Origin of the sequence: Aliamphritea hakodatensis (assembly GCF_024347195.1) — a bacterium.
GTDB classification, from domain to species: Bacteria; Pseudomonadota; Gammaproteobacteria; order Pseudomonadales; family Balneatricaceae; genus Amphritea; species Amphritea hakodatensis.
In genome coordinates this window covers 4,024,689-4,037,968 of the sequence record NZ_AP025281.1, presented here as the reverse complement: position 1 = coordinate 4,037,968, position 13,280 = coordinate 4,024,689, and the positions used below count along the sequence as shown (strand labels likewise).

Sequence of the window (13,280 nt, the reverse complement as noted above, 5' to 3'; positions counted from 1 at the left end):
TCGGTGACGACATCAGTGTTGGTTATTCCAGTTTATACAGTCTTCCAGTGTGACACCTTTACCGCCAAAAATATCCAGCGCACTGCCAATGGTCAGATCAACTTTGCCGCCGGACAGGGTATCGACCAGTTTCAGGTCTTCAAGGCTGCGGGCGCCGCCAGCGTATGTGACAGGAATGGTGCAGGCCTCACCCAGCAGGGTGACCAGATCTTCATCAATGCCGCCCTGCAGCCCTTCAACATCCGCTGCGTGAATCAGAAATTCAGCGCAGTGTTCACTTAAGGAAGCCAGCGTTGCTGCGTTAACCGGGGTATCGGTAACGGTTTGCCAGCGGTCGGTGGCAATATTCCAGCCTGATGCGGTGCGGCGGCAGCTGAGGTCAAGAATCAGCCGCTCAGCACCGGTAATCTGTTTGATTTCTTCCAGCCGCTGCCAGCTGAACTGACCGTTTTCGAACAGGTAAGAGGTGACGATGACATGGGATGCGCCCGCTGCCAGGAATTCTGCAGCGTTTTCTGCATTGACGCCACCGCCAAACTGCAGTCCGTCAGGCCATTGTGACAGGGCGTTGAGTGCCTGTTCTTTATTTCCCGGGCCCAGTGCAATGACATGGCCTCCGGTCAGGTTGTGCTGACGGTACAGGTTGGCGTAGTGGGCGGCATCATGCTGGCTGACAAAATTTGTGTCAGCGCCCTGATCGTTCAGGCTGCCACCGACAATCTGTTTTACCTGACCCTGATGGAGGTCTATGCAGGGGCGAAATTTGGTCACAAAAATACCTATTTAATCAATTGGATAAGCGAGTGTTACAGATGGCGGCATAGTAGCACACGGGGGGCAGTATCGCTGCTTATCAGAAATTATATGTAATGGATAACGATCCGTAACTGTGGCTGCTCGGCTGGCCCTTAAATTCTTTGGTGCGGAAAATCTGTGCATAGGCAATTTTCCAGCGGCCACTTAATACTGCAATACCGGCAGCAAGGTCGCCCACCAGATATTCTTTGTCGACGGAATGGCTGCTACTGAAGGTGTTGCCGTCGAGAAATATGTCCCTGGCAACCAGCCGCGCATCGGCAGAGAAAAATGTATGGACGCTGGTGGTTGTCCCCAGTTTATACCGGCCCGGTGCGCTGTTGTCGCCACCGGGGCGCAGGGTGGATGTACCAAAGTCGTTTGGCAGGTTCCAGCCGATACGCAACTCTGCACCGGCGTTCAGATAGGTGGCGACGTTCCCGAGGCTGAAACCACTGTGATAGATAACATCGTAATTCAGGTCATCAATCAGCCGGTAGTCGTCCTGTCTGTACTTGGTTTCGTAGACGAACTGAAAACCAGGCTCATTATCCAACTGGTTATCCCAGCCTTTGAATTTTTCAAACCCGCGCAGGTCATGAATAAAATCCTGGGCTTCCTGGCCCAGTGCCGCCGGGCCAATAACACCTATGTTTAGCTGGGTAGAGTCCATCCAGCGATCATTGTTCTGGTTATAGCCGAGTCCCAGATACAGCCACCCTGCATAAGGGCGGTCGTCCGGGTCAACTGTGGTGCGGTCGATGTCACTGGGGGTGAATATTTGCTGTCCAAAGGTTACCACCAGGTTGCGGTGTGTTTCCTGCGGGTTAATGTTCGGATTGTGCCAGTTGAGCAGCGGGTTAATGAGGGTGTTATAGCGACGGATCCATTCCGGCAGCTCGGGATCGTTTAAAAAGCTGGTGAGGTCGCCGGTAACGTAAGACGCCCGTATACCGTTGGTATAATTCTGATCGGTTTCAGCAAACAGATCATTTTCAAAGTAGAGGTTAAGGGTACCGTTTTCCGCCCATTCAGGCGCCAGGGACTGGGAATCTTCAGGGGCGGGTTCTGCTGCCTGTACTGTTGCGGATATCAGTCCGGCGCACAGTAACAGGCAGTTCAATTTTGAGCTCAGCGGAAGAACGTGTCGCGCCGGGCTCTTTTTGTCATTAATTTCCATACAACAACCGTCAGGCCTGCAAGAGCTATCAGAGAAAGGTGGGCGTAGCTTAACACGCCAAGCTGCCATTCCTGTACCTGACAAACAGATGCATTCTGATACGCGGCGATAATGCCGTCCAGGTTATTGATTTTCAGTATATCAACCACCGGCTGGGTACACTGTTCAGCTGCTGTACGTGATTCTTGTGCCAGATTACGGATACTGGCGGTTGCTGCGAGTGTTATCAGCAACAGATTAAAAATCGAGAATAACCGTTGTAACCAGGGAATGCTGTTAAATATGAAACCCAGAAAAAACAGCCCGGCCATTGCAACAAGTGTCAGCCGGGTGACTGTGCACAGGGCACATTCTGCCAGGTTAATCAGCGGGCTTATGTAGATATTTATCGCTGCCAGCAGGCCGGCGCATATTACAAATCCCAGCAGGTTATTCGATCGATAAGAGGGGCGTCCCGTTACTCCAAAGGTGCTCACTTCTTTACCCATTCACTTTTAGGAAAGTCTTACCCGGTGTGCCTCTGTGGGCACTCAGTCTGCGCTGGTTTCACCGCGAAAGCTTTCAGATTATTGTTATTTTTTTTGCCATTGACCGTTACTGCGCTGGACATATTCGCCTTTCTTAGCGCGTTCTTGCAAGCGTTCGCCGATACGAATTTCAATTATTTTTAATTCGACACCTGCTTTTTGGGCTTTAGCTGCGTATGCGGCACGGCGTTTGCGGTTAATGTCATCAACCAGGTTTTTTACAGCAGAGTTGCCGTTTTTGATCAGCCCCAGATAGCCATTGGATAATTCGCCGACCAGTCCCTGGGATTTGGCTTCATCAAGATTTAAAGCCCAGGCGGTATTGGCAAGGCTAACCATTAAGGTGAGCAGAATAAGCGGCTTCATAACGGTTTTTAATGCACATTTGATCATTATTTAGCTCCTAGAATAAGTCACTGTTTTCTGTAAACAGGTCATCAATTTCTTTATCAACTTTCACCAGAATCTCGTGTTCAATTTTGACATTGAGATTGATTGTGATGGGTTCGTTGGGAACAGCGACCTGTACCGTTGGGGCACAGGCAGATAATAAGATGCAAATACCGAGTATTACGCCGGTACTTCGCCAGAATTTCATAACCAGTCTTATGAGCATAGGTCTCTCCAATACCTGTTAGAACCTTTCAGACGTATCCGGTTCCTGTCTGCAGGTTCCAGCACTTAACGGTAACGCTTCTCAAGGCTGCGAGTCAATTTGTTCGTGTACTGTAAAGCCTTGATTAATTGTAATAAGTTCTCTTCGATGTTGATGCCGAACTCTATTCGCTGGCCGGCATTCCAGTCCGGGTTCAGTCCCTTTAACCGGGTATTGAGCCGGGTGCTGCCATCCGGCTGATAATCGACGCCGATGTTTAGCTGTGAGTACTGCAGGTTTTCCAGCGCTTTGAAGGCCGTATCCAGCCCGGGTGTTCTTTTCGCAAGGGCTGTTAATTCCGGTGTTGGCCGGAATCTGATCCAGCCGGTTCCGGTGTTATAAATCCGGCCATCAGTGACCTGAAACCCCACGGCGGTTTTGTTCAGCGGAATACTGCCCTGTAAGGTTCCTGAGCCGGTAAGGCCTTCCTGTTGTTCCAGTGCCAGTACATCGGCAAGCTGGATATTTTTCAGGGTGAGCCGGGTATTCAATCCGAATGATTCACTGATAACAAAGTCTTCAGCCAGTACTTCACCGCCTAATAATTGTGCCTGAGGCTGGGTTAACCGCAGCTGTAGGCTTTTGGATTTTCCTTTTACCGGGCGAAGCTGATAGTGACTGCTGAACTGTTCGATGGGGATGCCGGCGGCAATATAGTCGACATTCAGGCTGCCATCATCTCGCAGGTTTCCGCTGAGACTGCGGCGAAAATCTGATTGCCAGTTGAGCCCTCCCCACGAATTCTGCTCCAGCTGGCCGCTGAGATTTTCTACCCGTTGCCGTAACCGTAATGCCAGCCGGTTGTTTTCAAAATGTAAAGCGCCCTGGTGGCTGAGGCTGCCGCCGTTCAGTGCCAGTTCTTCCGGAAGATCCGGGTAATAGCGTTTTATCAGATTCTCTGCGCCGTCCAGTGAGGTGAGTTTCAGTTGCCAGTTTGCCGTTGTTAAAGGCGGACCGGCACGGCTCTGAGTGCGGGAATTGCCCCGTATTAATTGCTGCCCGCCGGGCAGCAGCGGATCTGCCAGCAGCAGGCGAAACTGTTGTGTGAAATCGGCGGTGTGGCTTTCCTGATGCAGTTGCCACTGGCTGGTCAGGCTGGCTTCGGGTAAGGGGAAATCAGGGTGGCTGATCAGAACTTTTTTTGCCTCAAGTGTCCCGGTTATTTTCAGAGCGTCTGCCGGGCATATGTTTGCAATGCACAGGGCAAATGTATCGGTTGTTAACTGTATTGGCTGGTGGCTGACGGACCATGGTTGCTGACCGGATATGATCGCACTGTCCTGACTGTGTAACTTAAACACTGTTGCCGGCATTTGCAGTGCCAGGTCCGGATTGTTCAGGTCTGCCAACGGCACCCGAATACCGGTGGCGGGCTGCAGTGACAGGCGCAGTTTCTGGCTGTTCAGCAATGGGGTCTGTAAATCAGTCACTGTCAGCCTGGTGTCATTCACTGTGAGTTTCAGGATTTGCGGGGTGAGTGAAATATCAGCAACAAGCTCCAGCCCTGCGTGCCCGGATACATTTGCAAGCCCTGTTTCAGAAAGCGCAACCGGCGGGATAGTCAGTGAGACGGTTTGCTCGCTTTCAGGTTGCAGGCTTTGTAACGGTGCTACCGGGTTAAAGTCGGGCTGCAGGGATGTTGTGCCTGCTATATTCAGCGTACCGCTGGCCCAGGGCAGAAGAGCATCGGTGATGCCGGAGCCTGGTATTTTCTGCAGCACACTTATTAGTAGCTGTAATTCTATCCGGTGTTCGGCGGTTAAACGGATGGTGTCTCCGAGGCTCAGGTCGCCCCGGCTGCTGAGCAACGGCTGTTCGCGGTGGCGGATATCCAGATTAAACGGGCTGAGTTGAAGCGCCGGTTCCGCAGCGCTTGTTTGGTCTGTGAGTTGTGCGTTCAGAGTGGCTGTCAGGCCTTCCAGTGCCGGATAATCCGGCAGTACAATCAGCTGGCTTTGCCAGTCCAGGGTGCCGTTAACGAGAGACAGACTGGTCAGTATATGAGTGTTTTCCCCGGCCTGTTCACGCCGGATGCTGAGATTGCTGAGCCGGATATCGGCCGCCGGTAACTGGCTGATGATGGCCGGTGACAGCCAGGGTCTCAGATCCAGTGGTGCGTAAGTTGTCTCTGCGGGTGTGGGAGTCAGGCGGATATCTGCACTTTGCAGTTCAATACGTTCGAGTTTCCCCTCTGTATACAGGCGGGATATATCCCAGCTGAGGTTCAGGCCGTTCAGGTGCAGCTGAGTATTTTCACCTGTCGGTGAGGTTTGCTGAAGGCTCAGGGAGTCTATCTGCCAGCCTTTTGTGGAGGGGGCGGTGCCCTGTATTTCGGTGATTTCCCAGCGATGCTGTTGCAGCCAGCGTTCAGCGGCCCAGGGAATAAGTTGCTGCCAGTAGAAATAACTGGCAAGCAGCGTGATGATCAGTGCTGATGCAAAGGCAATAAACAGGGCTGACAGTAATATCCGGGTTGTGCGTCTAATCAATACCGTGCCTCCCTGTTCGTTGTCTTACCCTGGCTGTTTCAGTCTTCGTCCAGTTCCAGTTCGTATAGCCGGTCAACGGCGTCTTTTAAATGGAAGATAACTTCAGTGTAGATGTCGCTGTCAGAATCGATATCCAGATCACTGAGCCGGTCGGCGGTTTCTTCCAGAGATTCACCGGCATAACTGATATTTTTATCGAACAGCAGCCAGAAGATCAGGCCGTAAATTTCGTTGCGGGAGCTAACCAGGTCAAGGTCATCCAGATACTGGTCCCGGATGTATTGCAGCTGGCTGTACAGTGGCTGATCAGTCTCGGTATCACGGTAAACCGCTAACAGTTGTTCCGGGGAGCTGATTAACTGTTCGTCAGTTGCCGGCTGAAGGTCAGAGTCAGCCGGCAGGCATTCAGGTTGCTGGCCGGGACGCAGAATAAATTTCATAAAGGCGCGCTCCGGATCAGCGAATTTTACGCACTACGTTCAGGCCGTCCCGGACGGTCAGGAAGACGTTTTCGACGTCAGGGTCCTGAGCAATGCGGCGGTTGGTTTCAACCAGAATGTCATCGATATCGGATTCAGGCTGGACAACTTTACCGGACCACAGGACATTGTCGAGGATGATCAGACCGCCAACCCGGGTCATCGCTTTTACTTCTTCGTAATAGTTCAGGTAGTTACGTTTATCGGCATCGATAAAGGTGAAATCCAGTTCCAGATCCAGTTCACGGATGGTGTCCAGTGCTTTGCCGAAGATGACTTCAATCTTATGGCCGTGTTCGCTGCGGTCATAAAATGTTTTGGCAAAATCAATCGCCCGTGGGTTCGTCTCGCAACAGATCAGTTTGCCGTCTTCAGGCATGCCTTCAGCGATGGAAAGTGCCGAGTAACCGGTGAACATGCCGATTTCAAGGGCCGTTTTGGGCTGATGAATTGCACTCAGCATCTTCAGGGTACGGCCAACCAGGCGACCGGACAGTTTTTGTGGCCAGCCCATATTTTCATTGGTTTTATCGATCAGCTCCTGCAATAGCGGGGGCTCTTCACCGGTGTGAATAAACGCGTAATCTTCGATACTTTCGTTGACCAGGTACTGGCTCATAATGTCTCTCTTCGGACGGCAGTTCTGCCGGTATGTGTCAGGGCAGCAGGCAATGCCGTTTGATGCACTAAAAATTCGCCGCATAATAACATTTTGACCGGCTTTTCTGCGATGAAATTCAGTTAAAGCCTGCTGCTGTTGCAAAAATCTTTTACAATAGCGGCTCATTTTTGCCTGTCAGGAAACCTGTATGTTATTTGAGCCTTTATTTATCTTTCTGTTCAGTGGCTTCGTGTCCATGTCTGCAGCACTCAGTGCCGGTCAGCTGAATAAGCTGGCAGAGGAAGATAAGCCAGCCTTTATGCACAGTAAAAATGGTCAGGTGACGGTTATTATGATCGGTAACCTTGCTGCACTGACGCTCATTGGTGCCATGGCATATGGTTTCCGTCTGTTAGAATGGTGGATTCCGGCAAGCAGCTTAGTGCTCAGTTTTCCGGCGATATCTGTAGGGATTACCCAGCGTATTCTGGGAGATCTGAAGAACCTGTTCCTGATGTTGCCACTGAACATTGCGGCTATCGGTCTTTTATATTATTTCTGGTAAGGGGTCACCCGGGCCAGACACGGAGGTTGTTGCACCATGAATGAATTTCTTGAACAGCCAATAGTTATCCTCACGGTCGGCGCTATTGCCGGTACGCTGTTTGGTATGCTGCTGATGACGTTACGTATTCAGCAGCATAAGCGTAAGGCGCAGCTGATGCAGAGCCAGCAGTACGTCAAAATTGGCCAGCTGGAAGATAAGCTGGAAGAGGCCAAAGAGGCCCGCTCAGACGTTGATGAGAAAGTCTCTGAGCAGCAACTGTCTCTGGATGAAAAAGCTGAACAGATCCGTCGTCTGGAACTGGAAGAGGTTCGGCTGCAACAAATCAGCCTGCAAAAACAGCGTCTGGAAGATGATTACGCCCAATTACTGACCGAACAGAATGAGCTGCGTCTGAGCCAGAATCAGCATCAGGCCCGCAATGCGGAACTGCAGGCCAAATTACAGAGCGAGCGGGCGGCTCATCATGAGAAAGTGCAGCTGCTAAACGATGCCCGGGATCAGCTCAAAGGTGAATTTGAGAATCTGGCTAACAAAATCTTTTCAGAAAAGTCTAAAACCTTCAAAGATGAAAACCGCGATGCGCTTGGTAATCTGCTGACACCGCTGAAAGAACAGCTGGGAGATTTTAAGCGCCGGGTTGAAGACACCTATGATAAAGAATCACGGGATCGCCGTTCGTTATACGAGCAGATTCAGCAGCTCAAGCAGCTTAATCAGCAGATGAGTTCAGATGCGGTGAATCTCACCAATGCACTGAAGGGCGAATCGAAAACCCAGGGAAACTGGGGCGAGGTAATCTTATCCCGGGTGCTGGAGCAGTCAGGGTTGCGGGAAGGGCATGAGTATCAGACTCAGGTCAGTGTCAGTGATGGCGGCCGCCGCCTGCAGCCGGATGTGATTGTACGTTTGCCGGATGAAAAAGATGTCATTATTGATGCCAAGGTCTCCCTGACCGCGTATGAAGCATTCTGTTCAGAGGAACATGAAGCGGTTCGGGCGCGTAATCTTCGCGATCACCTGCAATCAATCCGGAATCACGTACGTGGCCTGAGTGATAAGGCATATCAGGATCTGGAAGGTATCCGCAGTCTGGATTTTGTGCTCCTGTTCGTGCCGATTGAAGGCGCTTTTCTGCTGGCGGTACAGGAAGATCCGGATTTATTTGCGTTTGCCTATGAACGCAACATTATTCTGGTCAGCCCGGCCACACTGCTGGTGACGTTGCGTACCATTAACAATATCTGGCGCTATGAGCGACAGAGCCTGAATGCACAGGAAATTGCCCGCCGGGGCGGTGAACTGCATGACAAGTTTGTGGGCTTTGTTGAATCACTGGAAGATGTGGGTAAGCATCTGGAGCGGTCATCCCAGGCATATCATACAGCCCATAAACGTCTGGTCAGCGGACGTGGCAATCTGGTTTCTCAGGTGGCATCACTGCAGCAATTGGGCGTGCGGAATAAAAAGCAGATGGAAAAACGTTTGCAGGATGAAGCCGCAGAAGCTGAACTACAGAATCTGCCGTTTGCTGGCGATGCCGGAGCTGTTACTGCAGACGAAGCTGCTCAGGCAGAAAATCCTTTGCCAGCAGAAACCTCTGCCGAAGAGAGCGGTACTCAGCTGTCGGCAGAGCCGCCAAAAGTACGCCTTGTTGATGCGGCATTCGAACCGGTGAGCCAGGATGAAAGTCTCAGTGCGGATCAGGCGGTTTCCGGAGACTCATTCCGGCGGGATGAAGAAGGGTGATGATTTCAGTTGCCGGCTACGGTTCGCTGCTGTCTGAAGCGTCAGCCCGTGAAACGGTGCCGGGTTTACAGAACTTCCGGCTGGTTAAGGTGCCGGGTTACCGGCGTATCTTTAATAAGGTTGGCATTGTCTTTATCAGCCGGCATGGCGCGGATCCGGACAGCCTGCAGATAGCGTCCTGCTCAACGCAGCCGGACCCGGACAGCACCATCATCTGCAGCCAGTTCGAATGCACCGAAGCAGACTTTCTGGAACTGTATGAGCGTGAACACCGCTTTCGCTGGATCGAAGTAGAGACCCGGCTTCTTAACGGTAGCAGTGATTCCGGACTGCCGCAGCAGGCCCGGATGTGCAGCGGCTACAGCGATACTGATTACCGGCTGAATAAATGTATAACCCCCGGTGAATACCAGCACAGAGTTGGCCAGTATTATCAGGGGCCTTTATGGCGACAGGATATTTTACCCTTTCCCCGCTATCTTTTTTTCTGTTTACAGTCTGCTGCCTCTCAGGGGCCCGAGGTTGTTGATAATTTCCTGGATACAACGTATCTGGCGGACGGTGTCACTACGCTCAGGGCGTATATTGCTGCAACGCCTGAACTGGCCGGGTGGCAGGAAGCATCCGCCAGTTACCGCTATCCTGCCGGTCAGTAAGCGCCATTACTGACCGTTATTGTGAGAATAGACATGCAGCCTATGTCTGCTTCAGTTTTTTCTATCTAATCCCTTCTGTGAATATTTCTTACTGAATTACCCTTAGCTGTGGACAGTCTGCCGAGGCCTGGTGTGTACATCTGTGCCTTTTTTCAGGGGAAGGCAGCTGTTGATATGTGAACTGTTCAGATGAACCTGTGGGTTGTTTTGCCTGTTTTGTTATTTATCAGTTATTAACAGCTGTCAGGAATAATCATAACTGGCTTTTGAATTGTATTTTTATAATCAATATTAAATATTGAATTTTTGAAAAATAATCAATATTAAGTTTTGAAAAATACAAAAGTAATCAACATTAATTTTTGATTTTTACTAAAAACGTCAAAATTAAATATTGATTAGTGCTTGTTTATTCAAAATAAGATTTTGATTTTTGATTATTTTTTGTACAAAAAATATTTAAATTGTGTTAAAAATGTACAGTAGGATCTGAATAAGTCCGGATCGCTCTGAAGTGAGCTATCACGGTGAAATTTATGCTAAAGATGGCAGATTATTGCCGATAACCAAATGCACGGCGGCATATATTTGCCTGTTGGGAAAGAATTAATTCAATATCCCAAAAAAATGCTTAAAAAATAAATCGAATGGTTTATTCTTGGCGGTAATTATTAAAAATGCCGGTTTTGAACTGGGATTGATTAAAAACTGAACTATGCTGGTTGTTAAATGCTCAGCATTTTGTGGAAAAATAGTTAGCAGAATCAACATGGCTAAATAACAGCCAGACTTTGTTGATCACGCGTTTGTTGATAAAACGTTTGTTGATAAATATTTTTCCAGAAAGTCAGCCGGGCCGGTTGTGGATACTCAGCAGGAGTACCGTGGCAACGGAAAGCAATGTTCGGAATTTAGTTTTCCACAGGGATAACAGACAGACTCGAAACATTGAATTCTCCGCAGTAATGCCGGAGCAAGAAAAGCGGTTTTAAATATGACCATGGCAAGCAATATGATCGTTGCGTTAGACATAGGCACCTCAAAGGTGGTGTGTCTTGTGGGGGAAGTCGGCCCGGACGGTACGATTGATATTGTCGGTATCGGCTCACATGCCTCACGGGGGCTGAAACGTGGCGTTGTGGTTAATATTGAGTCGACCGTGCAGTCCATACAGCGGGCTGTGGAAGAAGCTGAGCTGATGGCCGGATGCAAGATTCATTCGGTGACAGTCGGTATTGCCGGCAGCCATATTAACAGTATGAATTCCCATGGCATTGTTGCTGTACGTGACCGTGAGGTGATGGAACATGACCTTGAGCGGGTCATTGATGCTGCCCGGGCGGTGGCGATTCCGGCGGATCAGAAAATTCTTCATATCCTGCCGCAGGAATATGTGATTGATAACCAGGAAGGTATCCGTGAACCACTGGGTATGTCCGGTGTGCGCCTTGAGGCCAAGGTCCATTTGGTAACCGGCGCGGTAAATGCCGTACAGAATATCGAGAAATGTGTACAGCGTTGTGGTCTGGCAGTCGATGATAGCGTACTGGAACAACTGGCATCCAGTTACTCCGTGCTGACGGATGATGAAAAAGAACTGGGCGTCTGCATGGTGGATATGGGTGGTGGCACCACGGATATCGCTATTTTCACAGGTGGCGCAATCCGGCATACAGCCGTTATTCCGATTGCCGGTGATCAGGTGACGAACGACATCGCGATGGCGTTACGTACCCCGACGCTGAATGCGGAAGAGATTAAACAGAAGTACGCCTGTGCGCTGGCTCAGCTGGCCGGGGCTGAAGAAACAATTAAAGTACCGAGTGTCGGTGACCGGCCGGCACGGGATCTGTCCCGTCAGGCACTGGCGGAGGTTGTTGAACCCCGCTATGACGAGTTGTTCACACTGGTGCAGGCGGAACTCCGCCGCAGCGGCTTTGAAGATATGATTGCCGCAGGCATTGTGCTGACCGGCGGGACGGCAAAAATGGAAGGTGCGGTTGAACTGGCCGAAGAGATTTTCCATATGCCGGTACGTCTGGCATTGCCAAAAGGCGTAAGAGGGATGGAAGACATACTTGCCAGCCCGATTTATGCCACGGGCATTGGTCTGTTGCAGTATGCCAAACAGGACAATGTACCCCGGCAGGAAGACCTGCCGGCAGAAATACCTGCAGTGCCGAATACGCCGGCACTGCAACGGATGAAAAGCTGGTTTCAGAGGAATTTCTGAAACCGCAGGGAACTAATATTTTGATTGGTCTGCGCTCAGGGGCGGGCCTTCAGTACAAAACAAGTTGTATACGCTGGCGGAGCCGGCGCATCAATCATAATTAGAAAGACAGACCTAAGCGTACAAAGCACGCTTAAGCTGGAGGAAAGGGACATGTTTGAATTAGTTAATAGCGTACCGCAAAACGCCGTTATCAAAGTGGTTGGCGTCGGTGGCGGCGGTGGTAACGCCGTACAGCACATGGTGTCGACGGATGTGGACGGCGTAGAGTTTATCTGTGCCAACACAGACTCGCAGGCACTGGATAACATGCTGGCCAAGAGCCTGCTGCAGATCGGTGGTGAAATCACCAAAGGTCTGGGCGCCGGTGCGAATCCGGATGTGGGCCGGCAGGCAGCACTGGAAGACCGCGAAGGCATTGCTGAGATGATCCGCGGTGCCGACATGGTATTCATCACCGCTGGCATGGGCGGGGGTACCGGTACCGGTGCCGCGCCGATCGTTGCCGAAGTTGCCAAAGAAATGGGCATTCTGACGGTAGCAGTGGTCACTAAGCCATTCCCGTTTGAAGGCAAAAAGCGGGTGATGATTGCCGAACAGGGCATCAAAGAGCTGTCTGAAAATGTTGACTCTCTGATCATTATTCCGAATGAAAAGCTGATGCAGGTGCTGGGTAAGAACTGCTCCCTGATCAATGCGTTTAACGCGGCGAATGATGTACTGAAAGGTGCCGTTCAGGGCATTGCTGACCTGATTATCCGTCCGGGCATGATTAACGTGGATTTCGCCGACGTTCGTACCGTTATGTCTGAAATGGGCATGGCGATGATGGGTACCGGCACTGCACGGGGCGAAAACCGTGGGGTTGAAGCGGCCGAAGCAGCTATCCGCAGCCCGTTACTGGAAGATATCGATCTGCAGGGCGCTCGCGGTATTCTGGTAAACATCACAGCTGGCCTTGATCTGGGACTGGGTGAGTTCTCCGAAGTCGGTCAGGTTGTTGAAGAATTCGCTTCAGAAAACGCCACTGTTGTGGTGGGTACCGTAATCGATCCGGAAATGAGCGAAGAGATTAAGGTAACCGTTGTTGCAACCGGTCTGGGTGCTGCCGTTGAGCAGGAAATCCGGGTTGTGAACAGCGCGCCAAAACGTGCTGCGGTTGCCGGCGGTGCAGCAGCGGACTACAGCCAGCTGGAACTGCCAACGGTGATGCGTAATAAAGCATCAGACTCACTGCGTGCGGAAGATAATCCTGCACCGGTAGCAGAACCCGCCGAAGCAAAGAAAACTGGCACAGACGATATGGAATTCCTGGATATTCCGGCATTTCTGCGTCGCCAGGCTGACTGAT

Annotated in this window: 13 protein-coding genes; 5 read left to right on the top strand and 8 right to left on the bottom strand. The window is 50.9% G+C overall.

Translation table 11 applies throughout. The annotated features are described in order from the left end of the window. Window positions 1-12: 12 nt before the first annotated feature. From hisA to PCI15_RS18455, 8 genes are all read right to left on the bottom strand, one after another. A complete protein-coding gene (gene hisA, locus PCI15_RS18490) occupies window positions 13-771 on the bottom strand; it encodes a phosphoribosylformimino-5-aminoimidazole carboxamide ribotide isomerase (RefSeq protein WP_271271394.1) in 759 nt (252 codons plus the stop codon). Between the two features lie 82 nt (window positions 772-853). Continuing rightward, window positions 854-1,918 carry a lipid A deacylase LpxR family protein gene (locus PCI15_RS18485; RefSeq protein WP_271271393.1) on the bottom strand — a complete coding sequence of 355 codons (1,065 nt, stop codon included), beginning with the start codon at window positions 1,916-1,918 and terminating at the stop codon, window positions 854-856. An 8-nt stretch (window positions 1,919-1,926) separates the two neighbouring features. Then, complete coding sequence (locus tag PCI15_RS18480; RefSeq protein WP_271271392.1) at window positions 1,927-2,451, bottom strand: disulfide bond formation protein B; 525 nt, start codon at window positions 2,449-2,451, stop codon at window positions 1,927-1,929. 96 nt (window positions 2,452-2,547) lie between these two features. Further along, a complete protein-coding gene (locus PCI15_RS18475) occupies window positions 2,548-2,895 on the bottom strand; it encodes a YdbL family probable chaperone protein (protein ID WP_271271391.1) in 348 nt (115 codons plus the stop codon). Window positions 2,896-2,905: 10 nt separating this feature from the next. Then, window positions 2,906-3,100, bottom strand: coding sequence for a YnbE family lipoprotein (locus PCI15_RS18470; protein ID WP_271274656.1), 195 nt, complete (start codon window positions 3,098-3,100; stop codon window positions 2,906-2,908). Window positions 3,101-3,183: 83 nt separating this feature from the next. Then, window positions 3,184-5,646 carry an intermembrane phospholipid transport protein YdbH family protein gene (locus PCI15_RS18465; RefSeq protein WP_271271390.1) on the bottom strand — a complete coding sequence of 821 codons (2,463 nt, stop codon included), beginning with the start codon at window positions 5,644-5,646 and terminating at the stop codon, window positions 3,184-3,186. 38 nt (window positions 5,647-5,684) lie between these two features. Next, the gene (locus PCI15_RS18460) at window positions 5,685-6,086 is read right to left on the bottom strand and encodes a hypothetical protein (RefSeq protein ID WP_271271389.1); all 402 of its coding nucleotides are present in this window, start codon (window positions 6,084-6,086) and stop codon (window positions 5,685-5,687) included. 16 nt (window positions 6,087-6,102) lie between these two features. Then, window positions 6,103-6,744 carry an O-methyltransferase gene (locus tag PCI15_RS18455; RefSeq protein WP_271271388.1) on the bottom strand — a complete coding sequence of 214 codons (642 nt, stop codon included), beginning with the start codon at window positions 6,742-6,744 and terminating at the stop codon, window positions 6,103-6,105. A 190-nt stretch (window positions 6,745-6,934) separates the two neighbouring features. Between PCI15_RS18455 and PCI15_RS18450 the strand changes: the two genes are divergently transcribed. The 5 genes from PCI15_RS18450 to ftsZ all read left to right on the top strand — a co-directional run bounded on the left by PCI15_RS18450 (window position 6,935) and on the right by ftsZ (window position 13,279). Then, the gene (locus PCI15_RS18450) at window positions 6,935-7,291 is read left to right on the top strand and encodes a CNNM metal transporter family protein (protein ID WP_271271387.1); all 357 of its coding nucleotides are present in this window, start codon (window positions 6,935-6,937) and stop codon (window positions 7,289-7,291) included. Window positions 7,292-7,327: 36 nt separating this feature from the next. Then, entirely contained in the window at window positions 7,328-9,040 is a 1,713-nt protein-coding gene (locus PCI15_RS18445; protein WP_271271386.1) for a DNA recombination protein RmuC, read from the top strand. Then, on the top strand, window positions 9,040-9,696 hold the full coding sequence (locus PCI15_RS18440) for a gamma-glutamylcyclotransferase (RefSeq protein ID WP_271274655.1): 657 nt from the start codon (window positions 9,040-9,042) through the stop codon (window positions 9,694-9,696). The genes PCI15_RS18445 and PCI15_RS18440 overlap by 1 nt, the downstream gene beginning before the upstream one ends. Before the next feature lie 994 nt (window positions 9,697-10,690). Beyond that, entirely contained in the window at window positions 10,691-11,929 is a 1,239-nt protein-coding gene (gene ftsA, locus PCI15_RS18435; RefSeq protein ID WP_271271385.1) for a cell division protein FtsA, read from the top strand. Between the two features lie 153 nt (window positions 11,930-12,082). Further along, the gene (ftsZ, locus tag PCI15_RS18430; protein WP_271271384.1) at window positions 12,083-13,279 is read left to right on the top strand and encodes a cell division protein FtsZ; all 1,197 of its coding nucleotides are present in this window, start codon (window positions 12,083-12,085) and stop codon (window positions 13,277-13,279) included. The last annotated feature ends 1 nt before the right edge of the window (window position 13,280 follow it).

Bases quoted from the DNA above. Each gene is read 5' to 3' on its own strand.
- PCI15_RS18440 (WP_271274655.1), top strand. From the start codon at position 9,040: ATGATTTCAGTTGCCGGCTACGGTTCGCTGCTGTCTGAAGCGTCAGCC.
- PCI15_RS18460 (WP_271271389.1), bottom strand. From the start codon at position 6,086: ATGAAATTTATTCTGCGTCCCGGCCAGCAACCTGAATGCCTGCCGGCT.
- PCI15_RS18455 (WP_271271388.1), bottom strand. From the start codon at position 6,744: ATGAGCCAGTACCTGGTCAACGAAAGTATCGAAGATTACGCGTTTATT.
- PCI15_RS18470 (WP_271274656.1), bottom strand. From the start codon at position 3,100: ATGAAATTCTGGCGAAGTACCGGCGTAATACTCGGTATTTGCATCTTA.
- PCI15_RS18445 (WP_271271386.1), top strand. From the start codon at position 7,328: ATGAATGAATTTCTTGAACAGCCAATAGTTATCCTCACGGTCGGCGCT.
- PCI15_RS18475 (WP_271271391.1), bottom strand. From the start codon at position 2,895: ATGATCAAATGTGCATTAAAAACCGTTATGAAGCCGCTTATTCTGCTC.
- ftsA (WP_271271385.1), top strand. From the start codon at position 10,691: ATGACCATGGCAAGCAATATGATCGTTGCGTTAGACATAGGCACCTCA.
- PCI15_RS18450 (WP_271271387.1), top strand. From the start codon at position 6,935: ATGTTATTTGAGCCTTTATTTATCTTTCTGTTCAGTGGCTTCGTGTCC.
- ftsZ (WP_271271384.1), top strand. From the start codon at position 12,083: ATGTTTGAATTAGTTAATAGCGTACCGCAAAACGCCGTTATCAAAGTG.